Annotated in this window: 19 protein-coding genes; 4 read left to right on the top strand and 15 right to left on the bottom strand. The window is 55.9% G+C overall.

Going from position 1 to position 26,536, the window contains the following annotated elements; translation table 11 throughout:
- Positions 1–23: 23 nt before the first annotated feature.
- From NSS83_RS24675 to NSS83_RS24665, 3 genes are all read right to left on the bottom strand, one after another.
- The gene (locus NSS83_RS24675) at positions 24–2,450 is read right to left on the bottom strand and encodes a transcription initiation factor TFIID (RefSeq protein WP_341346724.1); all 2,427 of its coding nucleotides are present in this window, start codon (positions 2,448–2,450) and stop codon (positions 24–26) included.
- A 4-nt stretch (positions 2,451–2,454) separates the two neighbouring features.
- Positions 2,455–5,844, bottom strand: a complete 3,390-nt coding sequence (locus NSS83_RS24670) for a tubulin-like doman-containing protein (RefSeq protein ID WP_341187052.1) — start codon at positions 5,842–5,844, stop codon at positions 2,455–2,457.
- Between the two features lie 85 nt (positions 5,845–5,929).
- On the bottom strand, positions 5,930–7,747 hold the full coding sequence (locus NSS83_RS24665) for a vWA domain-containing protein (protein ID WP_341346723.1): 1,818 nt from the start codon (positions 7,745–7,747) through the stop codon (positions 5,930–5,932).
- Between the two features lie 244 nt (positions 7,748–7,991).
- On the opposite strand from NSS83_RS24665, the gene NSS83_RS24660 reads away from it, so the two are divergent.
- From NSS83_RS24660 to NSS83_RS24650, 3 genes are read left to right on the top strand one after another with little or no spacing between them, the layout of a single operon-like run.
- Positions 7,992–8,144 carry a hypothetical protein gene (locus NSS83_RS24660; protein WP_341346722.1) on the top strand — a complete coding sequence of 51 codons (153 nt, stop codon included), beginning with the start codon at positions 7,992–7,994 and terminating at the stop codon, positions 8,142–8,144.
- Complete coding sequence (locus NSS83_RS24655; protein WP_341187049.1) at positions 8,137–9,060, top strand: hypothetical protein; 924 nt, start codon at positions 8,137–8,139, stop codon at positions 9,058–9,060. The genes NSS83_RS24660 and NSS83_RS24655 overlap by 8 nt, the downstream gene beginning before the upstream one ends.
- Before the next feature lie 57 nt (positions 9,061–9,117).
- Complete coding sequence (locus tag NSS83_RS24650; protein WP_341346721.1) at positions 9,118–10,920, top strand: hypothetical protein; 1,803 nt, start codon at positions 9,118–9,120, stop codon at positions 10,918–10,920.
- A gap of 515 nt (positions 10,921–11,435) precedes the next feature.
- On the opposite strand, the gene NSS83_RS24645 is transcribed toward NSS83_RS24650, so the two are convergent.
- From NSS83_RS24645 to NSS83_RS24615, 7 genes are all read right to left on the bottom strand, one after another.
- Positions 11,436–11,771, bottom strand: a complete 336-nt coding sequence (locus NSS83_RS24645) for a hypothetical protein (RefSeq protein WP_341346720.1) — start codon at positions 11,769–11,771, stop codon at positions 11,436–11,438.
- Between the two features lie 84 nt (positions 11,772–11,855).
- The gene (locus NSS83_RS24640; RefSeq protein WP_341346719.1) at positions 11,856–13,268 is read right to left on the bottom strand and encodes an MFS transporter; all 1,413 of its coding nucleotides are present in this window, start codon (positions 13,266–13,268) and stop codon (positions 11,856–11,858) included.
- Positions 13,265–13,903 (bottom strand): isochorismatase family cysteine hydrolase, encoded by a 639-nt coding sequence (locus tag NSS83_RS24635; protein ID WP_341346718.1) that lies wholly within the window; start codon positions 13,901–13,903, stop codon positions 13,265–13,267. Before NSS83_RS24635 ends, NSS83_RS24640 begins: the two co-directional genes overlap by 4 nt.
- Positions 13,904–13,945: 42 nt before the next feature.
- Entirely contained in the window at positions 13,946–14,992 is a 1,047-nt protein-coding gene (locus NSS83_RS24630) for an ABC transporter substrate-binding protein (RefSeq protein ID WP_341348764.1), read from the bottom strand.
- Positions 14,993–15,036: 44 nt separating this feature from the next.
- Positions 15,037–15,930, bottom strand: a complete 894-nt coding sequence (locus tag NSS83_RS24625; protein WP_341187044.1) for an ABC transporter permease — start codon at positions 15,928–15,930, stop codon at positions 15,037–15,039.
- A 31-nt stretch (positions 15,931–15,961) separates the two neighbouring features.
- Positions 15,962–16,747, bottom strand: coding sequence for an ABC transporter ATP-binding protein (locus NSS83_RS24620; protein WP_341187043.1), 786 nt, complete (start codon positions 16,745–16,747; stop codon positions 15,962–15,964).
- Positions 16,748–16,865: 118 nt separating this feature from the next.
- Entirely contained in the window at positions 16,866–17,240 is a 375-nt protein-coding gene (locus NSS83_RS24615; RefSeq protein ID WP_341346717.1) for a Na-translocating system protein MpsC family protein, read from the bottom strand.
- Between the two features lie 300 nt (positions 17,241–17,540).
- Between NSS83_RS24615 and NSS83_RS24610 the strand changes: the two genes are divergently transcribed.
- The gene (locus tag NSS83_RS24610) at positions 17,541–18,344 is read left to right on the top strand and encodes a hypothetical protein (protein WP_341348763.1); all 804 of its coding nucleotides are present in this window, start codon (positions 17,541–17,543) and stop codon (positions 18,342–18,344) included.
- 85 nt (positions 18,345–18,429) lie between these two features.
- Here NSS83_RS24610 and aroB read toward each other — a convergent pair whose 3' ends face one another.
- The 5 genes from aroB to NSS83_RS24585 all read right to left on the bottom strand — a co-directional run bounded on the left by aroB (position 18,430) and on the right by NSS83_RS24585 (position 26,529).
- Positions 18,430–19,575 (bottom strand): 3-dehydroquinate synthase, encoded by a 1,146-nt coding sequence (gene aroB / locus NSS83_RS24605; protein ID WP_341346716.1) that lies wholly within the window; start codon positions 19,573–19,575, stop codon positions 18,430–18,432.
- 30 nt (positions 19,576–19,605) lie between these two features.
- Positions 19,606–20,490, bottom strand: coding sequence for a hypothetical protein (locus NSS83_RS24600; protein ID WP_341346715.1), 885 nt, complete (start codon positions 20,488–20,490; stop codon positions 19,606–19,608).
- A 553-nt stretch (positions 20,491–21,043) separates the two neighbouring features.
- On the bottom strand, positions 21,044–21,829 hold the full coding sequence (locus NSS83_RS24595; RefSeq protein ID WP_341346714.1) for a nucleotidyltransferase domain-containing protein: 786 nt from the start codon (positions 21,827–21,829) through the stop codon (positions 21,044–21,046).
- Between the two features lie 172 nt (positions 21,830–22,001).
- On the bottom strand, positions 22,002–23,798 hold the full coding sequence (locus tag NSS83_RS24590) for an L-fucose isomerase (protein WP_341346713.1): 1,797 nt from the start codon (positions 23,796–23,798) through the stop codon (positions 22,002–22,004).
- Between the two features lie 13 nt (positions 23,799–23,811).
- Positions 23,812–26,529: a family 78 glycoside hydrolase catalytic domain gene (locus NSS83_RS24585; protein ID WP_341346712.1), complete on the bottom strand. Its 2,718-nt coding sequence runs from the start codon at positions 26,527–26,529 to the stop codon at positions 23,812–23,814.
- Between the last annotated feature and the right edge of the window lie 7 nt (positions 26,530–26,536).

Genomic DNA, 26,536 nt, shown 5'->3' with positions numbered 1-26,536 from the left:
CACTCATCATATCTAATCGCCACTCATCTCATCTCCGGCAGCTGCTTCTCTTCCAGACCGTGGAGCTGGTATCCGTTGCCGGCATAAGTCTCGTAATAGACCTTGCCGTTGCGGTAGTAGAGCAGGTCTTCCAGGTGGAAGCCGCCCATCAGGTTCAGCTTCTCCACGCCGCTGCGGCGCTGCTCATGCACGAAGCCGAGCCGGTAGATGCGGGTGGTCTCATCGGCGCTGAAAGCATAACGCAGAAATTCGGAGGAGCTGTCGCCGAAGAAGTACTTCTCCTCATGGCGGTGCTCCTGCGTATACTCGAACAGGCGGACATTCATCGCCGCCTCCTCCTCCAGACTGCGGTAGAGCTGCTTGAACAGCTCCTCCTTGGAGACGATATCCCGGTTCTCGTAGGCGGCTGCAACATTGGCACGCCGCAGCAGCTCTTCCTCGAACGGAAGCGTGAACGGCCCCGCGGTAAGCAGCTCCCGGCGGCACAGCTCGATCAGCCGCTCGGCAACAGCCTGGCCGCCTCCGTTCACCAGCAGCCCGGAGAGACTGCCCATGAACCGCTCGCTGAAGAAGATCCCCGCACCGCGCCGGGTCTCGATATCCTTCATGACCTCGTCCGTCACACTGCGGTAATACTCCATGATGTTCTGATCCACGGTCTCTTTGCTGCGGCCGATGCTGGCGAGGGCCACGCTGTGCAGCTCCTCCTCCAATGCGTCCATAGCCGCAACCTTCGTTCTGCTGTCTGCGTGCAGCTGCTCCAGTGCAGCGTCATAGCGGAGACAGAGCGCCAGTTCGCTCTCCAGCAGCAGAATCTCATACTTCTTGCCGTAGACGGACTCGAACAGGTAATGAATGAAATTGCGCACCGTCCGTTTGTCCAGCAGCGGCACCCGCTGGAACGGCTGGCGCTCCACGCTCTCTGCATAGAGCCGCTCCAGCTCCTCCTGCGCGGAGAGCAGAGCGGAACGCAAGCCGCCCATATGCTGGCGCAAGGCCTGCAGCACGCTGCCTCCCTCACCTGTCTTCTCACTGGTCCATTCCGCCAGCTGGTAGAAGGTGACCGGGGAGGCCCCTGCCTCCTCGGCAGCCAGCACTCCAGTCCATTCCCGGGCCGGATCAATCCCGGCAGCCCTGCGAGCAGACACCTCCGCAAAATTACTGCGGAAGTACGCCTGCGCCCCTTCCCCGAACAGCAGCTCCTCAGCCTCGCGCAGCGAGAGCATCCGCAGCTGTGAATAGGACGGACGTCCGTGGCTCATCAGCCCGGTCATCTCCGCGAGAGCGGACTGCTCCGGCAGCAATTCTGCCGCGCGGTCCCGCAGGGTATCCGCTCCAAGGCCAAGCATCGCCTGCCGCTCCTTAAGACTCCGGGGTTGGCCTGCACGCAGCCGCCCGGACAGATAATGCAGCGCATGGTACAGCACCGCCAGCGCAATCTGGCGGTTCGGCCGCCGCACCGCCGAGAAGCCGGCAGATGCGTAGCCTTGCCTGCCTGTGCTGCCGCGGATGCCGCTTTTGAACGTCATATTATTGTAGCCGCCATGCCCGGAGGCCTGATCGGCCGCAGGCCGGACCCGGTTCTTGAGCAGGCTGATGTGGGCGATAATCTCGTAATTGTCGTCCATGCCGTGGACCGACATCAGTCCGCGCTCATTCTTATCGGAGAGCAGATAGACCAGATCGAACAGCGGAGAAGGGCCATGCATCACAGGAATGGACAGTCCTTCCTCCGTCACCAGCAGCGGAGCGCTTAAGGCATAATCTGCCGCCTGCATCCCGTCCAGCTCACGCAGACAAGCCAGCCCGACCGAGCTGGAATAGCCGAAGTTATCCCCCTGCTCCCGTTCGTTAATCAGCGCGTACAAATCAATCTGTACCGATTTGAACGACTGGCTGAGAATCGCACGGGCCAGCAGCACGATCTCCGGCAACAGCACATTCTGCGGATCATCGACCCGTGTAATGACAGACAGATGGATGACGTCAAAAGAAGAATACAGCCGTCCGTAATCTGCTATGCTGTTGCTTAAGCTGCGCAGCGTCCGGTTCATTCCGGCCAAATACTGGCTATCCTCATGAAATTCACGGTACAGCTCACGCCGGACCGTACGCGGATCACGCCCTGCCGTATCCGGCAGGGTCATGTGCATCACACGTTCATGGACGCTGCTGTTTCCGCTGCCGATCCGCCCCTTGACTCCTTCCTTCTCCTGCGTACTGCCGCTGCCGTTGTGCGAACCGGCATGCAGCGCCATCACGCCGCCTGCATTGTCCCATTTGCGCTGGCAGCGTTCCAGCACAGGGCCGATGGCCGGGGTCACCTTATCGCCCAGGAACAGGAACAGCGCAGGGTAATGGATACTGCTGCGCCCATCCCCCTTATGATGCTGTGCTTCCTCCTGGGCAGCGTATTGCTCAGCATATTGTAAGGCCTGATCTCTGATCATAGGCCTACTTCAGCTTTCTGCGGATGCTGCCAAGCTTGCCGGTCAGGCTCTTGTAGAAGCCGTACATTTCGTCTCCGTTAGCATGCTCTACCCGCTCATATTCCAGAGCGTCACGCGCTTCCAGGAACGAGACATACATTCCTTCCAGCTTATACAGCAGCGGAGTTACATCTTCAGCTGCGGTCATTTCTCCGGCCCGGCGCGCTGCCTTGCGGAGCAGGAGACTGCGGCTTTTCTCATCCAGCTCACGGAAATGGCGGTAGACGGCATACTCCACATAGCTGCGTTCCTTCATCAGATTCGCGAACGGCTCCCAGGCATCCTCGTCCTCGTCGCGGTCGTAGACATAGAGCGCACCTTTTTTGGTGATCGTATCGGTGTACAATGCTTCAATGAACTGGTCCAGCCATTTGTCTTCATCCAGATGCTGATGTACAAGTGCTTCCAGTTCCGCAGATTTAGCTGCCAGTGCATCGTATTTCGCCAGCTCCTCACGGACACGGGCAATGAGCTGCGGGGAACGGATCAGGTTCTCCTGGGCCAGCTCCAGATTAATGCTGCCGAAGATATCCTTCACGGCTTCGCGTTCAAGGCCTCCTGTGCGGAGCGCTTTTAGCTCCTCAGCAGCCTTGCGCACTTCACCCAGATTCGGACGCGGCGCATCCAGCTGCAGATCATAAGCGTCCAGCAGCTTGCCCAGATCCAGCGGCTTCGTGAAGATCACGGAGAAGCGGCTGCTCGTGTTCTCATCTACACCCTTCTCGATGATCACACCGGACGCAAGCGCCCGGCCGAAATCTGCACGCACTCTGGCATTGTACTCACGGACCCGCGGATTCGCATACGTATCGCCCCAGGACTTCTCCGGGATCGGCGAAGGCAGATAGGTCCAGTTGTCCTTATCGGTCATCACCAGATGGCGGCCGATGCCTTCCTTGTCTAGAATGGTCCGCTCGTAGTTCTCCTCGTACACCCGGAGCGGCGTATAGACGAACAGCGGCACCCCGTTGCGTGTATTCAGCCAGAAAATCCGGTTCTTGACCTCGCTCTCCTTGATCGTGAACTGCGATTTGCCGAGTGCATTATTCTGATAATTCCGCACACCCTTCAGAATTCCCGGCGCCTTCACCGGCACAGAGACGAAGCCCCAGGACGGGAAGTGCAGACTGCCAGAGCTGTTGCTGAGGTGGAAAATCGGCACCGCATCCTCATCCAGACGTCCGGCAATAATCCGCTCCACGAACTTATCCAGCGGCTCCTCGCGCCCGTATTTCATCACCAGGAAATCCTCCATCGAACGGGTAATGAGGTCCCCGAACTTGTCGCTGAGGAACTCGGAGATGGAGCGGACAATATCAATCTCCTGCTCTCTTACCCAGCGTCCGGAATGCTTCAGCATCTCGCGTGTGAAGTCACGGATCAGATCATCGCCGTCCTTCTGGTCCATGATTTTGGAGATGGTCGCCGAGATATCCGGCACGTTGACGATATTCCAATAGTAGGTTTTGTTGCCCTTATGGTCTGCCTGCTCTTCGCCGTTAATCAGAATGTCGCCGTTCTTCTCGAAGATCGAGCTGAGCGCGGTCAGAATCTCGGTGAATACCCCGTAGATCCGGCTGTTCTCTTCATTTAGCAGCTCATACAGATCTTCATAGAACTGGATCATCTGCTCGGTGCGCTCCACATCGGCGTGCAGCCAGTATTCATTGATTTTGGCTTCAATATAGGCGTTCTTCTTCTTCTCCTTGGACACAAAAGCGCTCCGCGCATCGCCCAGCTTATCCTCTGCACTCTCCTGGGCGGTCTCAATATCACGCGGCAGGCGCAAGAGACTCTCGCGCAGCGCTTCAATATAAGACTGGATCAGCTTCAGGATGCAGAAGCCCTTCTCTGTGTAGAGCAGCCGCGACACATAGAACGGCCCCTGTTCAGGGTGCAGGAAGATGCGTTCCAGTTCTTCGCCGAACTGTCCGGCAATTTCGCCTGGAAGCTGCTTCTTGGATTTGATATATTCCTCACGCGCACGGGCCAGGAAGTTCTGCTCCAGCTCCGTATCCATGCTGACGACCTGATTCTTGACCACATTCGCATGGCTGAGGCGCTCGCTGTTCTGATAACCCGGCAGCGGCTCCGGCACACGGGACTCGAACGTCTTGATCATCGTATCGAGATCGATGCCGAGCTTGCGCGCCATCTTCTCCACATCCTCCTGGTTCGGGGCGTGATGGAACATCTTGTCCATTTTGTCGAAGAGGCGGTAAGCCAGATAGGTTGTCATTTCCTCAATCGGCAGCACGGCCGAGGATGCCCCGATAATGTTGTACTCATAGTTGGCAGGATAGGTCTTGTTCATTTGGGCAATGTTCGTGCGGATGTTGCTGATATAGTCATGGATGGCGAACTCCTCGCCGGAGGCCTTCTCTTCACTGGCCATGAAGTTGGTGATATTCTCAGCCGTCACGTTCATGCAGTAATCGTAGGCGTTCTCCAGCAGCTTGCCTTCCGTATTGGTTGCGGAGATGAGATGACAGAGATTGAACGGCGGCAGCGGCGAGTTGACGCTCAGAATATTGCCGTACTTCTGGCGGAACCGTTCGCCCCGGCTGTCCACGTTCATCCAGTAATCCAGTTCTTTAAGCGCGGCATACCCGTTCTTACGGATATACTCGCGGGTATGCTCGCTGAGGCTTTTGTTCGACAGGTTGACGTCCGGTGTGAACAGATAGCCCAGCGTATTGACACGGTCTATCCCGGCTGCGCCATAGTCACGTTCAATAATGCCGCGCACGATGTAGGCAATATCCAGGAACGCCCCGCTGCCGGTTCCTCCGGACAGACCGGTAAGCAGGAAGACCATCAGCTTCTTGCTGGTGCCGACAGATAGGGTCTTAATCTTCTTGTCGATGGCGGCAACCACCTGGTTGATCTTTGTGAACAGCAGCAGACGTCCGGCCTGGCGCACCCCGGCAGCTCCATTCATGCCGTCTGTGATGCTCAGCTCCGGCGACAGCCAGTCTGTAATGTAGGAATCCAGGATGCTGCGGTTCTGCAGCAGTCCGCCGATCTCGGCATTGGCCAGCAGCACGAATTCATTCTGCGGGTCGAGGCCGATGCCCTTGTATTTTTTGCCGCGGTCCTGTTCATTGGTCTCGAACGCCAGGAATTCCACGTTGTCGGGCTTATCCCGCTTCTTCTTGGACAACGGATCTTCAGGCAGCTTGAAGCGGCGGTTAATCTGGTATTTGAGCCGCAGCAGGGCATCGATGCCCGTGCCGCCAAGCCCGATAATGAGGATCGGGTTGTCGATGGTATCTACTCTGATCTTGTCGCTGACAATCCCTCCGCCCAGCGATACATCCAGTTGTTGAATATGTTCTCTTACTACCGGTTTCATAGGTTCTCCCCCAAAAGTTGTGATAGCCTATGCAGCCCGAATCATTTCGTATAATCGCTTCGGGAGCACAAACTTAGCCTGCTTATCAGATCAAATATTCCAAAGAAATCGTCTTATCTACCGTCTGCAGAGAGACCGTTACCCGGTCCCCGCTCTTCATCTCCAGGCCACGTGAGATATCTGCGGCACGGCCTGAACGCTCAACCGTAATACCCTCGCCGCTGCGCAGCAGCAGCCGGTCATTCGTCCCGGGCGTGAACACCAGCTTCTCGCTCTCCTTCAGCTCCGGGGCCAGCTGCAGCAGCTGATGAAGCGTGAACTTGCCGCGGAAGCCGGAGAGCTTCTTGTACTGCGGATAGGTTTTCTCCCCGGTATTGGTATCCAGCACCTCCACCACCATCTGTCCGACGAACCCTCTGTTTGCCTTACTCCGCAGCAGCCAGAATGCGGCAGCCGCAGCCAGCAGCACAATGCCGCCGATGATATAATACAGCGTGTTCGTGGTCTTCTCAGCGGCTGGTTCTTCGCCCGCAGGAGTGCCTGCTGACGGCGGGGCGGTCGCTACCGTTCCCGTCTTGGCGTTGATGGTCAGCTCGTCGCTCTCGCGGTAGAAGCTGCTCTCCTCGGCCCGGACCTTCAGCTTATATTCATGACTGTCTTGTATCTCAAAAGTGCCCTTAAACGCAGCACCCGAATTGTCCAGCGGAATCTCTTGCACCTGGCCGGTATCGGCATCGGTCGCCAGCAGCACCGCCTTCATCTCCTGATACAGGCTGCCTTCCGTTACCTCCGCCCCGTTGCTGTACAGATGGGAAGAGATCTCCACCTTGTCGCCTTTGCCGTAAGACTTGGCTGGCAGAGCATCCAGCTTCAGCTCCAGATCGTAGTTGAACACCAGATTAATGTCGATTTTGTCCTTGGGCACGCCCTTGACCTGGAGCTTCCAGTCCCCCTGCTCCGGCGCGAGCAGCTTGATCAGAGTGTAGGTGGACGATTTCGACAGCAGCACCTTATCCGAGGGAATAGCAACTTCCTTGCCGGAAGGATCGCTCAGCTTCGCCGTCACCGGCTTCGAGGACATAATGGAGATATTCGCTTCCAGCACGCTGCTGTTCGGCACGTTCACCGTTACATCCTGATAATCGCCGTTTGCCGTAATAGACGGCACCGGCACCACCTTCAACTTCAAGTGGCTGGCAAAAATCTCGCTGAGAATCTGCGGCAGATCATCGGCGGAATTGGTAGTGAATGCCTTGCCGCCTGTCTCACTGGACAGCCCGGCCAGAATATTCTTGTTCAGCTTGCCGTCCGCATTCAGCCCTATGGTATATACCGGATACCCCTTCTGCTTGGCAGACTCTACTGCCGCCTTCAGCTCCTTGTCGGAATCGGACTGCTTCCGGCCGCTGGCTTCATTCAGGTCATTGTTGCCGTCCGCCAGCATGACGATCATTGGCTCATGGCCGGGATCGCTGCCGTTCTCCAGCACCTTCACCGCTTCTTCCATCCCGACCGCCAGGTCCGTGTAGGGTCCGCGGCTAAGCCCGTCGATGAAATTCTTCAGATCCTCCTTATCGCCGGCGGATTTGATGCCGAGCAGCGCCTTCTCACGCTGCACCTTATCGGTGTAGGCCACAATGCCTACCTTGTCGCCTTGGGTGGATAACATATCTATGAACATCTTCATCGCTTCATTGGCTATCTTGTTCTTGTCGCTCTTGTTCATCGAGTTGCTGACATCGATCAGCAGCACAGCGTCAATATGTGACGGTGCGGCTGAAGCCGCGCTGGCTCGCGAAGCAGCATATGGAGATACAGTGATGCATAAGATCATGAGCAATACAGGCAATATGCGCTGCAGTCTATTCTTGGCCTTGCTGAAATAACGTTCGTTACGAAGCATAAATAGGGCTCCTCTTGTGTGAAATTAGGCGGATATGGCAGATCCGTAACGCATAGCTAAATTCTGTCAATAGCATGCCATTATGATATAATTAAACCTTGTAAACTTCAACATAGTGACCGCTGGACCGGCACTTCCGCTAGTGGCAATCGCCATCCTGAGCCGGATAGACTATTCTAAGTATACGCCGCATTCCTGAATATTTGATTAAAAGACCGTAACCAGAGCAGAAAGGAAGAGTTCCATGATTACATACGCCATACTCGGGATAACGTTTCTCTATGCTGTGATTCAGATCATTTTATATGCTTCCCGCCAGCGGAAGCCGCTCATCCGTGAGGATATCGACGAGCGCCTGCTGGCTGCATTGAACGGAGGAGATACGGACCGTGAGTAAAAAGAAACCGGTGATCTTCCGTCCCTTCAAGGCTCCCCGTTACGCCTTCGAGAAGCTGCGCATCTGCCGCCGCTGCCACCGTTACACCGCGCTGGGCGAGGAACGTTGCACCCACTGCGGCCGTGCCTCGCTGGCTCCGGTAGAGAAGTATGCAGCTTCCTTAGCCGGGCGCAGGGTACAGACCCGGCTGCTCGTTATTCTCCTGCTGACCCTGGCCGGAATCTATTTCGGACAAAATCTGCAGCAGATGTTACTGTGCGGCGCAGGCGGTCTTGTATTAGCCGGACTGGTCTACTATACGCAGCGAAAAGTACGGCAGAACGAAAATCTGTACGCGCTGAACAAACTGCTTGGCCGTAATATTTATAGCATCAAGGAAGATCTGGAGCTGAACCGCCAGGAAGCCGTGACGGTCCTGCGCGAGAATGATGTGCTCGCTTATGAGAAGCTGCGCGAGATCTCCGTGCTGCTGCGCGGAGACCGGATCTCCCGCCAGCGTGTCGCCCTGCTGCACGGCTTCCAGCTGCGCAAGGACATGACGCTGGAGCTGGAGCAGCTGCTGCTGAAGGACTTCGAGCCGCTGCTGGCTGAATATATCGGCGAGATCGCCAGGGTCCGTCCCGAGCTGATCAAAGACCGCACCCTGCGCTATGTCAAGAATTACGAGGTGCAGATTCTCGAAATGGATAAGGGGCTGGACATTATGACGGCCGTTGCCAGTGCTGCGGTGCGCATGAAGCGATACGCACTGCTCTACTCCGGCATGATCGGCCGCTATGTACAGGAGCTGCCCAAGGACCGGTTCCTGCGCTTATCCAGACTGATTGCCGCGAATCCTTATGAGCCGTGGAACGGCCTGGATGCCAAGGTTGAGGAGATCCGTGAGCTGAAGTACCGCTGGGACCCTGAAGTGTAAGGTTAGAAGCTGACTGCCGCTCTAATCCTTATCTATGAAATAAAGGGGCTATATTATATGACGATCATACGGGCTATAACCCTGCGGAATATTATGATTATTCTGTGTATTTTGATGCTGCTCCCGCTGGGACAGAAGGCGCTGGGGATTAAGAATAAGCTTAAGGATGTACAAGAAGCCGGAGAACTGTACGCTGCCGGGAAGCTTATCGCTGCCGAGAGCCGGTACCGCCAAGCAGCGGCCAACCACGCGATTTTCTATAAAGAAGAAGAAATTAATGCAAGACTGGCAGAGCTGGCTCCCATCACGGGCATCCGCAGCAGTCTAAGCAGACTGTCCTTAACGCTTACGGACCAGCTGACTGTGAAGGATTTCGCAGGAATGATGGAGAGCTATGCTACCCTGCTCAGCCTGAAGAGCAAGTATATGACGCCGGGCGGTCCCTATGAAGCCTATTACCGCCAGCTCTCAGCGGACTCAGGCGTCTCAGACAGGATGACCGCCGGGTTCCGGCAGTTCAAGGATGAGTATCTGGCCGGACTTGCCGCAGGTTCTAAGGGGGCAGATTCGGGGACGGACAGCGGCAGTACGGACAATCTCAAATGGAGCCTGCTGCAGATTCCGGCAGACTATTACGGGGGAACCGCCGCCAAGGATAAGCTGCTCGCTGCGAGCTTCAAGGCCCATGATACCGCGAGGCTCAAGGCTCTGGCCGCAGCCGGAAGCTTCGGGCCCATGCTGGAGAGCGCCCTCTCTATAGAAGAAGCTTATAAGAATCATAGTTATACTGCGCCCTGGCTTAACAAGCAGGTTCAGGAGAGCGCTTCGCTCATCCTGAACAAGGATCTGGATGGTGACCACACCGCAGCCTTCGCCGGACATGCCGCCCGCTACCGCAGCTATGCGGCATCTGCCGGCATCACCAGCTCCAAGGTGCTGAAGCTGATCGACAGCAGCATCGCCCGGCTGCTCCGCGAGGGCCAGCGCCATGTGCGGGGTGGCCGGTATGCGGATGCCATCAGGCTGTATGCAGAGCTGGCCCCGGTGCAGGACACCTCCGGGGAGACCGCTGCGGCGACGCTGGCCTGGAACCTGGCCGAGCCGGTACGGCTGCTGCCGGGCGGCGAAGTGCAGGGCAGCTACACGCTAACGGCCTCTGTCACCGGGCGCTACGGGGCCAAGGTAGCTGTAGCCGGTATAGACTCCGGCGGCAAGCTGATCTACGCTGCGCTGAGCGAGGACGGCACAGTCTCGACGCAGACCGGCGAGGTGGTACCGGAGGCGGCGGGGCTGAGTAATCTGACTTTTGACGAGCCGCTGTCTGCATACTCCGGGGTTCCCGTAGTAGTCGCCACCGGCAGCCGGGCGGACGGGCGCTTGGCCTTCACCGGATACACCCTCCGGCCGGAGGGAATCACGCTGCTCCTGAGCTTCAACGGCAGCGGCTATGAGCTTATGGCGGAGGATGGCTCCATCCGCGTTGCGGACACTGATCTGGCCGATGGGGCCGATGGCCGGACAGCTATTTTCCGCCAGTTGAACGGAAGCTATGAATTCGTGGAGCTCTACCAGGAGGCCGCCGCCTATACTCCAATTGATGCGGCACAGCTTGAACTTCACCTTAGTGAGAAGGTGATCTTCTCCTGCGAGATTATCCTCGACTCCGCCGGAAGAACCGTAGCGCGCGCAAATGGGCGTGATCTGCTGCTTCAGGGTGAGGTGCCGCTGTTTACCGGCCCCGCCGCAGTCAGCGGCCAGTTCGACAATGGATACGGGGAAATGGAGACAGAGCTTGGGGTGCAGACTGTACCTGTGTTTGTGGTCGATTCGGCCCAGAGCTTAAGCCTGACGGCACCTTGATGGTGCGAACTACGGGGATTGCAGGCTGCTGAGGACGGCCGCGTGGTCATCGCCGGGTATTGTACCGTTTCAGAGAGGCATCAAGGAATGGTGTGGTAGATTGATCTACAGAATGGTGTGCGGTGTGCGGTGTGCGGTGTGCGGTGTGCGGTGTGCGGTGTGCGGTGTGCGGTGTGCGGTGTGCGGTAGCGCGATTGTAGTGTGATGGCACCCCGACTGAATGCTCAGAGGACTGTGAGGACCCTATTTACTCAAAAAGACAACTTTTCCGCCCGCCGCGGACTGTGAAGCCGTTAAAGGGCTCGGTGACGCTAAAAATGAGGCGATACAGGTTAGTTAAGGACCTCTGAGTCCGGGTAGGTAGCCGGAGTAGCGCCAACAACCCAAATAACGGCCCTCCAGTCCGCGTGGACCGGAATACAACACGGAATGAACAAAGACGCAAGCGTCGGACGGCACGGGTGCCGCTTGACGCTTGCGTCTTCTTTTTGGCGCGGGTGATGTGTGATTATCGTTCACGAACGGCGGGCCTTGGCAGCCATCTGACGTCCCTTCTTACGGCTGAACAGCCTGAGATACCGCTTCCGGGTAGACAACACCTCCGCCGATGCGCTCAGCGTCTCCTTCACCTCGCCGAGCACCGCCTTGGTCTCCTTGACCGACTGCTTCATCCGCCCAAGCTCCGACTTCACCCCGTCACTCCGCAGCTTCGCCGACTCCACCGTCTCCTGCATATTCGCTTTGAGCTCATCGACCGGAGCCTTCAGTCCGTCGACGGATTGCTTCACTCCATCCAGCGACTGCTTCAGCCCATCGATGCTGCTCTTGAATTCCTTGAGCGGATTGCCCATATCGTCGTCCCCTCCTAAGCTCTCTTTCTCTATATTACCCAGAATGGAGGGGGCGGGATTCAGTTCGCCTGAAACTCAACTCCATTAAGGTACATGCAGACGCTCCGCACCTTTGCGCTTGCCGCTGTGCCGGAAGGAATATAGCGGCCAGACAGAAGACAGGCCGACTGCCGCTGCACAGGCTACGAACACTGCCGCATAGCTTCCGTTCGGCTTGTTCCCTCCACTGATCATCAGACCGCCGGCTGCCGTTCCGAACATCATCCCAATGTTGCGGGACAACGCCAGCATACTGCTGACCCGGCCAAGCTGAGATTTTGCCGCCAGCCCCATCACAATGCTTGTGTTAGGTGAAGTAATCATCGCCATGGCACAGCCAAGCAACACCACCGGCAGCACCATCGCACCTGTTCTCAGCGCAGGGGAGCCAAGGCCCAGCGCCAGCAGCGTGACACTCATCAACAACAGGCCGGCGGCCAGAATGCCGAGCGGCCCTTTGCGGTCCGCGATGCTTCCGCTGACAGGGGCAGTGACCACCAGCGCCAACGGATAGCCGATCATGATCAGCCCCACCCACGCAGGCTCAGCTCCGGCTAACCGCAGCAGCGAAGGCAACGCCAGCTGTGCGGCAAATGCTGCCATATACGTGATAACCGTAATCACAATCCCGGCGGCAAAGCTCCGGTCCGTGAACAGGCTGAAGCCATTATCCGCATCCGGCGTCATCCTCCGGTTGAAGCGGACGTATCCCAGGTACCCCGCCGCCATCCCTACCGAGACCGCCAGCAGCAGCAGTACGGGCACAGACAGGAACGAGGAGCGGCTGCCGAGATCGGCGGCAATCATCAGCGAAGTAAGGCAGGCCGCCATCCAGGCAACGCCGGCCAGATTCATCCGGCCTCCGGCAGTCTCTGTATCCCGGGGAATCAGCCGGTGTGCGAGCACTCCTACGGCCCCCGCCACAACGGCCAGCAGCCAGAAGTTGCTCTCCCAGGCAAACCACTGGATCAGGAAGCCGCCTAAGGCCGGACCCGCCATTGAGCCCGCAGCCACGAAGGTGCTCATCAGCCCCAGCGCACGGCCCCGCTGCTCCGCAGGGAAGAGCGAGACGATCAGGGCCATGTTAGTCGCCTGATACATGGAAGCCCCGGCGCCCTGCAAGACTCTGAAGCCCAGCAGCATCGCTTCATTCTGGGCGAGCGCGCAGCCCAGCGCCCCTGCTGCGAAGGCGAACAGCCCCAGATTATGCACCTTGCGGCGGCCGAACCTGTCGCCCAGCCTGCCCATTACGGGCAGCAGCACCGAAATAACCAGCAGATAGATACTGACCACCCACTGTGCAGAGGCCACAGGAATCCGCAGATCAGCGGAAATATCAACCAGCGATATATTGAACATCCCGGCGGACAGATTGGACAGGAATGCCCCGAGACAGATAACCACCTTAACCGCCGTGAGGTTCACGGCCCGTTCCGGTGACGGCATCGCGAGGCTCATGACAGCTGCTGCAGCACAGGCTGGTTCCAGATCTTCCAGCCCGCTTCAATCTCTGCGGCTGAAGCAACCACGCCGAAGTATCCCTTCATATTTTCCAGCGTCATGTCATGCGCCGCCCGGGAATAAGAGGCACAGGCGTCCTGAGCCATCACAATCTGATAATCCAGCATGAACCCGTCCCTTGCGGTTGACTCTACGCACACATTGGTGCTTACCCCAGTCATAATCAGGGTTTCGATCCGCAGCGAACGCAGCACAGAATCAAGCCGGGTATTAATAAAAGCGCTATACCGGTGCTTGTTCACGATAATCTCCTCCGGAAGCGGGGATACCTCGTAGAATTCAGCCCCCCAGCTCCCCCGGCGGCAGACTCCCAACGAGCCCCGCCCGGAGCGGGAGGTCCAGACCTGCGAATCCGTCGCTTTTTCATGAAAGGTCTGGATGTAAATGACCGGCACTCCCTGCGTTCTCGCTGCGGCAATCAACCCGTGGAGCTGCGGCATCATCTCACCAACTGCTGACACATCGTTCCCGCCAGCGGCCAGCGCACCTTCCTCATGGCAATAATCATTCTGAACATCTACTATAATAAGCGCAGTTTTATCAGGGATAATCAGATCGGCAGTTAACTCCATTTTCGTCACCTCTTTAGTTTTTGAAGACCTGTGGTTCTTTGTTTATTTCGCTGCTGTTTGATTCACAAATTGCATATCGACCAGGTCATCATAGGTATACTCTCCTTTGTAGATGCCAGTCTTGATCATCACATCCATATCCTTATCCAGCGCCTCCTGAGAGATCACACCATCCGGACTCCAGAGCTGGTCGTCATACGCCCGGTCCAGTGCCGCCTGGGCAGCATCATCGGAGAGTGTAGGGAATTCCGCCTTCAGGACACGCATCGCCAGCTCTTTATCCTCCTGGATCACCTTCAGCGCCTTGACGACAGCATTCACCGCCTTCTGTACCGTCTCCGGGTCCTTCTCCAGGGTGGACTTCTTCACGCTCAGCACCGAGTAAGCATAATCACCCAGGTCATGGAATTTGTAAAAAGGTTCATCCCACACGCCCTTGCTCATCCCGTCACTGATCTGCGGCTCCGCTCCGTTCGCAATATCCGCGGCCCCCTGCTGGACCATCGCCACCACCGTGGAGCCGTCCGCCGGCTCCAGCAGCCGCACATCCTTCTGCGGATCAAGCCCCAGCTCCAGCAGCAGATACTGGGTCAGCAGGTTCGGCGTACCGCCATGCCGTCCGGCATTCAATTTCTTGCCCTTCAGGAAGGCTGCCAAATCCTCATCTGAGCTGCCTGCAGGGGCTGTCCCTTTTTTGGCCATCAGATAGACGTTCGCCCGGTTCACCACATTGCTGACCGAGACGATCGGGTCGGAGTTCCCGATATTCGCCAGCGCATTGGACTCCGGTCCGCCGATGACCGCCCAGGCATCCCCGCTGACCACCGAGGTGACATGCGTGCCGCCCGCAGCCTGAAGCATCTCCACCTCAAGGCCCTCCTGAGCAAAATACCCCTCACGCTGCGCCACGTACAGCGGCAGATAACCCGTATAATGCAGCGGCTCAGCGATGACCAGCTTCTTCAGCTTCTCCGCACCGTTTCCGGCAGCGGCTGCATCCACTTCAGCATTGCCTTTTCCTCCGCAGCCGGACAGCAGAACTACAGAGGCCAGCAGGACGGCCGACAGCTTTATTTTCGTAACATTCATCATTGGCTTCTCTCCTCTATCTTGTTGAAATGCTTGCCCGCTTCTTAAGCCTTCTTCATCCCGTATCCCTTAGACAACCATTTCTCCAGCAGCACCACTCCCGCATACATGACCATCGACAGTGCAGACAGAACCACAACCCCTACCCAGACCAGATTAATATCGAGAATGGTACCGGCGTAGATGACCATACGGCCAATGCCATGGCTTGAAGCGATGAACTCCCCGACAATCGCACCGGCCAGCGAGAGAGCGATATTAATCCGCAGGCTGCTGATCATCCAGGGCATCGCCCAGGGAATGACCACCTTGGTGAATACCTGATGCCGCTTGGCCCCAAGCGAATACATCAGCTTCTCCATATCCTTGTCCACACTCTGCACGCCGCTATGCGCCGACAATGCCGCAACCACCACTGTCATGGCAAAAGCTAACGCCACCTTCGAGAAGAACCCGATGCCCAGCAGAATCACCAGCACCGGGGCCAGCGCCAGCTTCGGCATAGCGTTAAGCAGGATCAGGAACGGTTCGCTGATGCCGGCAAATTTGCGCGACCACCAGAAGGACAGGCCGAGCAGCGAGCCAATCAGCGTTCCGCCGATGAAGCCGAGAACCGTCGAGCTTGAGGTATACGCAATATCCTCCAGCAGCGTCCCCTCTGTCGCCTGAGTCCAGGTGGTGCTCATAATCCGCAGCGGGCTGCTCCAGTAGTACGGGTCCATCCAGCCGATCCGGGTGAACAGCTCCCAGCAGAGCACGATCAGCAGCGCCACAGACAGCCGGCCGATCCCGATGATCCGCCGCGTCCGCCGTCTGGCGGATTCTTCATCAATAATGACAGGCTTCTTCTGCAGCTTCTCCAGCTTGACTGTAGAGACCGGGGCCGGGGCAGCCTCCAGCTTGTGAATGACATAGCCTTTCTTGTGTACACTCTCCATAGTTGTCCTCTCCTTCAACAGTTTATGAGTTCTAAGAGATACGGGTGGCTGGCTCCTGGTCTCCGCTTGACAGCAGATTCAGCAGATGAGCCTTGAGCTCCATGAATGAAGCAGATACCGTATCCTCCTGGTGTCTTGGACGCGGCATATCTACAGAGATCTTCGAGATGATCCGTCCCGGCCGCCCGGAGAAGACATAGATGTCGTCAGACAGATAGATGGCTTCATCAATATCATGGGTAACGAATAACACCGTCTTGCGGAAGTCTTCCCAGAGCTCCAGCAGCCAGTTCTGCATAGTCAGCCGGGTCTGGGCATCCAGTGCGCCAAAGGGCTCGTCCAGCAAAATAATATCCCGCTCATACAGCAGCGTTCGGAGCAGTGCTGCACGCTGGCGCATCCCGCCGGACAGCTCCGCCGGGTAATGTCCGTCGAAGCCTTTCAGTCCATAGCGGTCCATCAGGGGCTTGGCCCGGGCTACCGCTTCCTTGCGCGGCACTCCGCGGATCTCCATGCCCAGAATAATGTTGTCCAGTATCGTCCTCCAGGGCAGCAGCATATCCTTTTGCAGCATATAGCCGACATATCCGGTCTTCCCTACGATATCCTCTCCGTCTGCAAGCACACGGCCGGTGGAGGGCGGAATCAGGCCTGCGATAATATTGAACAGTGTGGACTTGCCGCAGCCGCTGGGGCCGATAATACTGACAAATCTGCCTTGTTCTATGGAGAGATTCGTCTCCTGCATGGCCATAATCTCCTGTCCGTCACGGCGGAACCACTTGCTGACACCGGCAATCTCAATTTTGTTTTTCATAGAATCAGCTCCTTAAGGAAGTAATAGCCTCATGACGATAAACAAAAAGCCGCCAGTTCAGGACACAGCCCCGCAGGGATATGTCCGAAAACTGACGGCAGGCCGGCTCTCCGAAAGATCAGAGTTCCAACGTAGCGTTCAGATAATGCTCAAGGTCCTTCTCCAAAATTATGATCGTACCGGAATACTCGGTCTCCACATCATAATCTTTAAGAACGGCCTTAATATGGACTTGAAATTCATCCAGAAATGCCTGCTTGATCTCGACTTTGAATACTTCATGCAGCACCAGATTGATCTGGCGGCTTGCCGTGGGATCATGGGTATCCAGCACTTTGAGTACGGGCACCCGGCTATTAATGGATAAAATAATAATCTTGTTGCCCACGAAATCGACCTTCTGCTGCTTAACGCCGGCGTTGAACAGCTTCTTGTTGATTTCGTTGTAAATCCTTAGAATATCCTGTTTCCATTGTCCGGCGGAAGCGATCATTCGCGATCACACCTTTGCTGCAATAGATTATGTTATGAAATGTGACTTACGAGCAACTATATCGCCTTTTCGCCCACCGCTTATACATCATTATAGATAAAAATAAAGACTTGTCAATAAAAATACGGAAGATAATATAACACAATCAGAATATCCATGGTATTCATGATAGATTATCTGACAATCAAAATATCATTCGGCGCGAAGCTCCTCCGCTCCTATGAAGCATGCTTCATATATTGAAAGATTAATGGCCGCAATGATACTATATAACGTAATGAAATGAATTGGAGGGAAATGATGGACGCTAAAGCGAAAAAAATACTAAACAAAACGTTTTGGTCTGCGCAGGGATGGAAGCCTGCCGGGACAAGACTGCCTTTTGCCGGAGAAGAGTTTGAATATGCCAAAAGCAAAGGGGTCATGTTCGATCCGGTGACGATGACGCATGATGAGTGTGTGCTGAGAATCCGTCATTTGCTGGAGCATGAGGTGACGAAGGACAGGGTAGCTACTGCCTTTTTACATAGCTTATCCACAAGAGAAGTACATCTGAGAAGCGGGTTATCCAGCTATGCATTAACCAGCAAGCTTCCCCTGCATAAATATAGTGACAAGCTTCTGGAGCGTGCCAGCTACAGCCATTGCTTCTATTGTAACGAGCATAAATTAATGACTCATGAGGAATGGAATAATGCCGATATTAATATTTTGAATTTTGAACGGGTAAAATGGGGTGGCGTCCGCTTAAATTGGCTCCTCTATTGCTGGATGGATCTCGAACTGCTAGCGAAAGAGGAGCCGGTAGAGGTGACCGCTGAGGATGTTCAGATTCTCAAAAATTTACTCGCAGAGGTGGATGCCTGCGCTGAGACGGATTCCGCACGTAAATTAGAGAAGCGCTGGAAGAATGTATTATCCTCTAACCAGTATGAACGAGATGTAATGATGGAGGTATGGGGTTTTGCAGGTATATTAGCTTCTGAGGAACGGCTTGGACCGGAACGCGGCCGAGGGACGGACTTTGTATCCGTAGATACATGGCTTGGCATAGACCGTTATGCGAAAGAGAAGGTAGAGTATTATTTTGGAGCTTATTTATAGCAAGTAGAATGGAATGGGCCAACTCAACTTTTGCAGAGTGAAAATCGGGTTGGCCCGTGTTCATCATAAATGAAATCGAGAGTGATTAATGGATTGCGCGTAACTCTTCCAGCAGCTCCATCACCTCTGACTCCTCTACCGCAACGGAATACGAGCCGTCAGCAAAACGCTTCATCGCCCCAATGCCGTCCTGGAAGACGAAGCGGATGCGGCCGCTGCGCACTTTTTTGTCCGTGTACATCTTCTCTAGGAGCGCCCGGTTTGTAATATACTCTGGGATCTCTGTCGGCAGACCGGCCTTCTTCAGCAGAGCCGCTACACGATCAGCCTCTTCCTCCGTCATATATCCGTACTTCGCCCCCAGTCTCGCCTGGATGACAAGTCCCACAGCAATGGCTTCGCCATGCATCAGCCGGTAACCGCTTAGCGCCTCAAGCGCCCTGCCGGCCGTGTGCCCCAGATTCAGAATTTGCCGCAGGTTATGCTCATGCTCGTCCTGCTCCACCACTTCATACTTAATCCGGCAATTTGTCAGCGCGATATGCTCGCACACTTCGGCATCCAGGATCAGCTCCCCATCCTCCGTAATAATTCTGTCCATGTTCGCTTCCAGGTAGCTGAAGAACTGCTCATCGCTCATACAGGCGTGCTTAATGGTCTCGGCCAGACCGCTTCTGAATTCACGGGCCGGAAGTGTGCGCCAAGCTGCCAAATCTATGTATACTTTACGGGGCTGGTGGAATACGCCGATCAGGTTGGTAGCGACTGGGGTGTTCACGCCTGTTTTGCCGCCCACAGAAGCGTCCGCTGCTGCCAGCAGGGTGGTAGCATAATTCAGAGAAGGTACGCCCCGGCCAAAAGTCCCTGCCACAAACCCCGCCAGATCCGTTACCGCTCCACCGCCCACCGCAATGATACAACAGTCTCTGCCGTAGGCATGACTTAGCAATTGATCCTCCAGCAGCGCCTTCGTATCCCGGGTCTTCGAGTTCTCACCTGCCGGAAAGGAGAAAAGTTCTGCTTGGAATCCTTCATTACGTAGCAGCTCTAGTAAAGCACGGCCATACAACGGTTCCACCGTAGAATCTGTAATAATTGCATATTTGCTGGCTCCACTTACAAGCCCCTGACGCAAATCGCTGATCAGGGAACTGAACAGATGCTCACCAATTTCAATAGAGTACGAGTGATCGACTACTTTTTGGAGTGTTACCTCCAAGCTTTTGGACATGGGTGTTGCTCCTTTCTTGTATTTATCCCTTCATTCCTCGAAGTACTTCCACCATTCCACCAGCCAAGGCTCGTCTACCCCGCGCAGGCGGAATTCCTCCAGCAGCACCTGTCGGACGCGCTTCTCCATCTTAACAAAGCTGTTATCCTCCTGGTACATCGGCACGTAGGACATATCTTCTGATAGGTAGCGCCGGAAATCCTTCATGCAATCAAGCACCCTTTTCCCTACTGGAAGCTGCTCTGCTACCTGTACAAGCCATTTGTCATACGGATAGGGGTAGCCCTCAACCGTGATGGCACAACGTAAAGACTGCTTGAACACCTCCACCGCCTGAAAAAGAATCGGGAAAGCCTCTCCCCGGCGCACGGGATTATCCAGGCTTTTGGCAGCACTCCTAAGGTCTATGTATGTCTTCTTCCGCAGGCTCATCAGAAGATCTGAAGGCAGTGGAACCGCTTGCGCAAACAGCGTCTTCAGGTCCAGCGGATCATGATAGAGACAGGAAACGGATGCATTCCACAGCCAGTCCAGTTGCCCCTTCCCCAGCAACTTCTCCAACTCCGATAATTTGAGCAGAGTGTAATGTCCTGTTTTGCCGCTGGGCAGATGCACATCTACAAACAAGCTGCTTCCCTCCGGGATCAGCCCCGCCTGTTCAAACCGGCTCGTAATCGGCTCATAGCGTTCATCCCGGCAGACTACGATCAGATCGATATCCGAGCTGTCGTCCACAATCCCGAGCGCCGTTGATCCATCCAGCAGGATACTGATGTACCCGCAATCCTCCGTAAGCAGCGGATGATTCAGGATATGGTTGCTGATATAACTGGCGATTTCCTGAAGTAATTCGTTGTGCCGCTGCCGGTTATCCGGCTTCAGCAACAGACTGGATAGACTTGCTGTCCATAGCACACGCTTCCCTACCCCTCTTAGAATTCCCACTCCCTGCAACCAACCGCACAGAACATATTTCCGGAATATTATAACATAATTTAGGAGGGTTCCTGCGTGACGGCAGAACAAAATCACCCTGCGGGTGAAGAATGCTGATGCATTCTCTTACCAGCCGCTTGTAAGGAGCAGCATTGTTGCACTATTTGCAGGATTCCTTAAAAAAAGTTACGGGTTACGCTACATTGTTGCATTATTTGCACAAATTTCGGTGTTTAGAGCAAGTTTGTACTGGATTTGTTGCATTTGGTGCAGGATTTCAGCATAGGCCGCTTCTATGGAGCCGCATTGTTGCACATCTTGCAGGATTCCTTTATAAATGCTACTGGCTGTGGAGTGGGGCCCTTCCCCCGGCGCAGCAGCATATTGTGTTCGATTTTTCGCAACCGTTAGACTCCATAAAACAAGTTATAGACTGAGCGTTGAAATTGAAACAGCGACAGCCAAGACAAGAAAATAAAGTCCTGGACTGTCGCTGTTTCATTGAACAAACGTGTCCCGTTAGCGGAACAGTTTATAAATCGAGAACCGGAACCGGTCCGTCCATCCAGTTCAGCTGGCTATCCATCATGAACTGAACCGTCCAATGATGCTCTGCCTGATACCAGTTATTAAATTCCACAATACTCTCGTACAGATTCTCAACGGCTTCCGGCGTTCGTTCTTCCAGTAGCCGGTGGATGTCCGCCAACAAATTCTCCGGCTTCTTTTGAACCCCTTCCAGAACCTTTAAGAACCACTTATAAGAAGGGAACAGCGTTTCGTTATGTACCAAAATCAGCCTGCCTGCGAAAAAGGCATATTGGGTCAAACAGTAGTCGATTAATAATCGATTATTGCGTTTCAGTCCTTCGTAATAATACCATTTCCAGGTTTCGAATTGTGCATAGAACTTCTGCATGTTCTCCGCCTTTTTCTCCACCGGATACCGGGGAGCGTCTTGGACCAACTGCTTGAGCCCCTCGATATTGGAATAGGTGACAAACGCATCCTGGAATGCGAACTTAGCAGGATCGCTGCCGGATTCAGCCACTTGCTTGATGTAGGAAGCGGATACAACTTTCCCGTCCACGTAACCGCCTTCATAAGAACAGGATTCCGTTTCGAAATACCCAAGATTACGGGTGGAAGAAGCTTTCTTGTAATCCTCTTCAGAAAGGACGATCATAATGTCGATATCTGAGGTTTCGCCCGCAAAGCCATGCGCCACGGAGCCTCCGATGATGATCCCTTGTACGTCGGGTCTGGCTTTAAGCTTGTTGGTGATGGCATCAATGGCTGCTTGATGATGGGGATACATAATACATCCACTCCAATAAATTAATATAAACATTAATTAATAAGCAAATACATTAATTACAACTAAATAATATTCCACTTTTGAAATTCCCGCAATCCCCCGAATGAATTAATCGTCTTAAAAGCCCGGCCCCGGACATATCCGGAGCCAGGCTTATGCGTACAGCAGGAATCTATGAATATAATGGCCCGTAGGCGGCGCAGGCGCGGAAGTCGGCGCCTTCAGGGTCCTTGGTGCCGAATGCGCTCCAGGCGCTGGGACGGAACAGGCGGCTCCTTCCCACATTGTGCATGTTGACCGGAATCCGCAGAATGCTCGCCAGCGTAATGAGATCGGCGCCGATATGGCCATAGCTGACCGCGCAGTGGTTGGAGCCCCACGCCTCCATTACGGCGTACACATCCTCGAATACCGGATCACCCGGCACCGTATTCGGCACAAACCAGGTCGTTGGCCAGGTCGGCGTGGTCCGCAAATCGAGCGCATCGTGCACATCCTCCGGCAGCTCAAGCGTATACCCCTCCGCCAGCTGAAGCACAGGCCCCAGCCCATCCACCAGATTGATGCGCGACATCGTTACCGGCATACCGCCTCTGGTCGTAAAATCCGTCGAGTAGCCGCCGCCCGCGAACTGATCCATATAGGTCGGCCGCCAGCTTGTTGCCGCGAGACAGGCTTCAGCCTCTTCGCCGCTGATCTCCCAGTGCGGCTTCATGACCGGCTGTCCCTCTCTGCGCTGTTCCCCGGTTCCGTCCAGCGCGGCAGGGCCGGAATTGATCAAATGGATAAAGCCGCCGGCGGCAGGGCCTTCCGGTGTCCAGCCCGTGACGCGCCGGACGGTTTCCGGGCTCCAGTACGCCCGCACATCGGCGAAGATCTGCGCGGTATGCGATAAATAATGATTGAACAGCATGGTCACGGCGTTCAGATTGTCGTTCTCCGTCGCGACCGTGTAAGGCTCGCGGATACCGTTCCAGTCGAACGAGCTGCACAGCACCGCCTCCAGCACATCAGCGCTCGGGTTATGGTCGGTCCACTCCCGCTGCCCCTGGAAGCCGGAGGCGATGGCGTTGTAGCCGTAAGCCTCTTCCTCGAAGCCAAGCTGAGCCAGCCGCGGGTTACCGGTCATGAGGTCGCGGACAATCATCGCCATTTGAACAGAGGTTGCCCAGTTCGCCCGCTTGCGGTCTGCCGGAATACGCTCCTCCTCTGCGTTCGGGTCGGGCCCTTCCCGGCAGAAGCGGGACACCCAGTCCATTGCGATCTTAAACTCCTCCGGATCGTAAATTCCGGCGTCCAGCCTGCGCGTCACCTCCGTCATATCTACATAAGCGTTGGTCATGCCGAGATAATGCCGGTAGAAATCCTCATTCACAACACAGCCTGCGATCCCCATGGAGACGGAGCCGATCGACAAATATGATTTGCCCCGCAGCAGGGCGGCCGCAAGCCCTGCACGTGCGAAACGGGTCAGTTTATCCTGTACATCCTCCGGCAGCGACCGCTCCCCGCTGTCCTGGATGTGACGGCCGTAGATTTTGAATACCGGCAGCCCCTTCTGGTTATGGGCGGCATGAAGAGCGGCCAGATATACGGCTCCGGGACGCCCCGTACCGTTAAAGCCCCAGACCGCGTGAGGCAAGGACGGGTCCGTCTCCATCGTCTCCAGAGGATAACACCACCCGCTGGCCACGGTTACGATTACGCCAACCCCTGCCTTGCGGAACTGCTCCGAGCAGCGGGCCGCCTCGGGCAGCCCGGAAATGCAGGTATCGAACACGATGACCTCTGCGGGCGAGCCGTCGGGGTTGCGGACGGATGACGAGATCACGGCTGCGGCTTCATGCGCAAGCGCCATCGTCATCCCCTTCAATGCCGCCTTCACCTGCTTGCGGCGGTCAATGACCGGACGGATGCCGATCTTGGGAAAACCGCCTGCATAACGATGTGTAAAATCCAAATCCGCCATAAGCTCCTCCTTTTTAATACACTGTAAATTGGTGCCGGCCCGGGCCGGCTTCATGGCTCACCCGTGCCGCTGTTTCTTGCCCGCCAGACGGCGGGAGCATAATAACGGCGCTCGTGTCAGGCGGCACAACGACTGTCAGCACAAGCTCCCCGGCCGTCCGCGACCATTCCGAGCGGATCAGCCCCCTGACCGAGAGGAATTCAGCCGCGGCCGAATCCAGGTCCTGCGGAATATACGGATGAATCAGAATCCGTTCGTAGCCTGGAGCCAGCGGGCGGATGCCGGCCAGCCGGGTATAGAAGGACGCGCCAATCCCGCCGAACATGGCATGGTCATGCGAATGCATGGCACCCTTGGGACTCCACTGCTCCCACAGGGTCGTAGCGCCCTGGCCGATCTGATAGCCGAACCCGGGATATTCCGTACTGCGCAGGATTTGGAGCGCCAGATCGATATCCCCGTGATCGGCCAGAACATCCATCAGGTAACGCGTTCCGTAAATACCCGTTGCCAGCCGGCCGCCTTGCTCCGCAATGGCCTCAGCCAGTCTTCGCGCCGCAGCGTGTACGAGGTCGGCAGGAACTAGACCATAGGCCAGCGGCAGCAATTGCGCGGTCTGCGACCCGCTGCCGTACACGCCCTCCCCTTGGTGAAACCGGGAATGGAACGCTTCAGCCACCGATTGACCTAACGCTTCGTAACGGGAGCGGTCTTCTTCCAGTCCCAGCACTCCGGCGGTTTCCGACACGATGACGGCCAGCCTGTAATACAAGGCGGTATTCACCAGTTCGACTTCATGAAAATAAGCGTCCCAGCCGTCCTCATTAGGCGGGCACCAGTCTCCAAAGCCCTCCTTCACCAGTCCCGCAGGCCATTTGGCAGCCAGATGCTCCACATACGATTTCATCGCCGGGTAACTGTCTTCGAGTAGGCCAATGTCTCCGTAATACCAATACAGATGCCAGGGCAGAGATACCTTGTCTCCGCTCCAATCCGGGTTCGATTCGCTGTCCGCGATATCGCCCAGCCATTTGCGGTAATATGCCTGCATATCGAAGTTATGAATGCCAGCTTCCTCCACGACGGCGGAATCCATCAGGCAGGGTGTCCGCTCGTCGCGCTGACAGCAGTCCGTCGGAATGCTGACCAGATTGTTCAGGTACGACCAGCGGATATTGCTCTGAATCCGGTTCAGCAGCGGATCGGAGCAGGTGAATGTTCCGGCTGCGGCAACGTTGGCATGGATAGGAATAGCAATAATGGACTCCGGTTCTTTATCTCCGGTAATCTCTACATAGCGGAAGCCGTGATAGGTGAACCGCGGCTCGTACATCTCCGCTTGATGTTCTGCGGATTCAGCCGGCACCTGTGCACCCCGCAAAATATACACATCCGTTGCTCTGGCATTCCGGTTGGTCCAGGGATCGATGTTCCCCTGATCGTCAATAAGCTCACTATATTTCATTGTTATACGCTGTCCTGACTGACCCTGGACGGATATCCTTACCCATCCCGCTATATTTTGGCCGAAATCGTACACCAGCGTGCCTTCCCTTGGTCGCAGGACGCGGACCGGGGCGAGCGGCTCAAAGGGCATCACCGGCGGCTGCAGATTGGGCAGCAGCTCCCCTTCAGGCGGTTCCGCAAGCCTGACCGGACGCCATGGCTCATCCCCGGTATATCCGGCCAGATTCCAGCCCACGGGAATCAGACGGCCGTCAAAGGTCTCCCCATCGTAAATGTCGTTCATTAGAATAGGGCTGTCCGTACAGGCCCAGGATTCATCGGTTCCTACAATAACGCTGCTGCCATCCTCAAGCTCTGCAGCCAGCTCCAGAATGACCGCCTTATCCCGCTTCCATTTCCAGCCCCAGCGGGAGTAATTATGATTGTAGCCGTTGCCGAGCCACAAACCGATGGCATTCCCGCCGGAGCGGAGAAGTCCGGTGACATCATAGGTATCGTACAGCAGCCGCCGCCCGTAAGGGGTGTTGGCCGGAGCAAGTACACGCCGGTCTGGCTTATGTCCGTTAACAGTCAGCTCGTACCAGCCGAGCGCGTATACCCGGATGACCGCCTTCCTGATTCCGGCGGAGAACCTGAACTCCCGGCGAAACAAGGGACTGTCTACAGGAATCGGAGAGGTGCAGAGTGACGTTTCGTTCTCTACCAGCCTTAATCCGCTGCCAGAGCGATCAACTTCGCCTGCCGTGAAATGGATCGTATCCGGGTCATAGAGGCGGTTCACATAAAGAGCGCGGCCCATGGCATCGGATACGCGCAGCTCACGGAACACGGCACTGCTCCCGGCTTCCGTGCGGAAGCCCACCGTTCCAGTAAACGGAGCGGCCGGGACCGCCATCATCTGCTGCCCATTTATACGGGCAATCATTGTTTCGTCACTTTGCAGCAGTTCGAGCAGAACCTCCGAACCGTTGCCCGACTCTGCCTGTTCCCTCCGGATGAGTCCGGGCGCTTCCGCCGTCCCCAATGCTTGTGCCCGCCCGTCTTCTACGGAGAACAGACTTACTGTACCCGCTCCCGCATCGAGTGCACATGTATAATGGCATTCCTCTGATTGATAGCCGAACAGCAGAACGGCGCGGCCTCGTTCCAGTTGTATGGATACGCTGACGCTGTACCCGGCCCATGCGTAATGATCCTCCACCGGCCTTGTAATCCAGCTCGCTTGCCAAGCGTTTGTTATGATGCTGCCGTTACGGTCGTCCATCTTCGTT

The organism is Paenibacillus sp. FSL H3-0469 (genome assembly GCF_038051945.1).
GTDB lineage: Bacteria > Bacillota > Bacilli > Paenibacillales > Paenibacillaceae > Paenibacillus_AQ.
The sequence above is the reverse complement of the archived record's forward strand: the minus strand, read 5'-3'. Positions and strand labels throughout refer to the sequence as shown.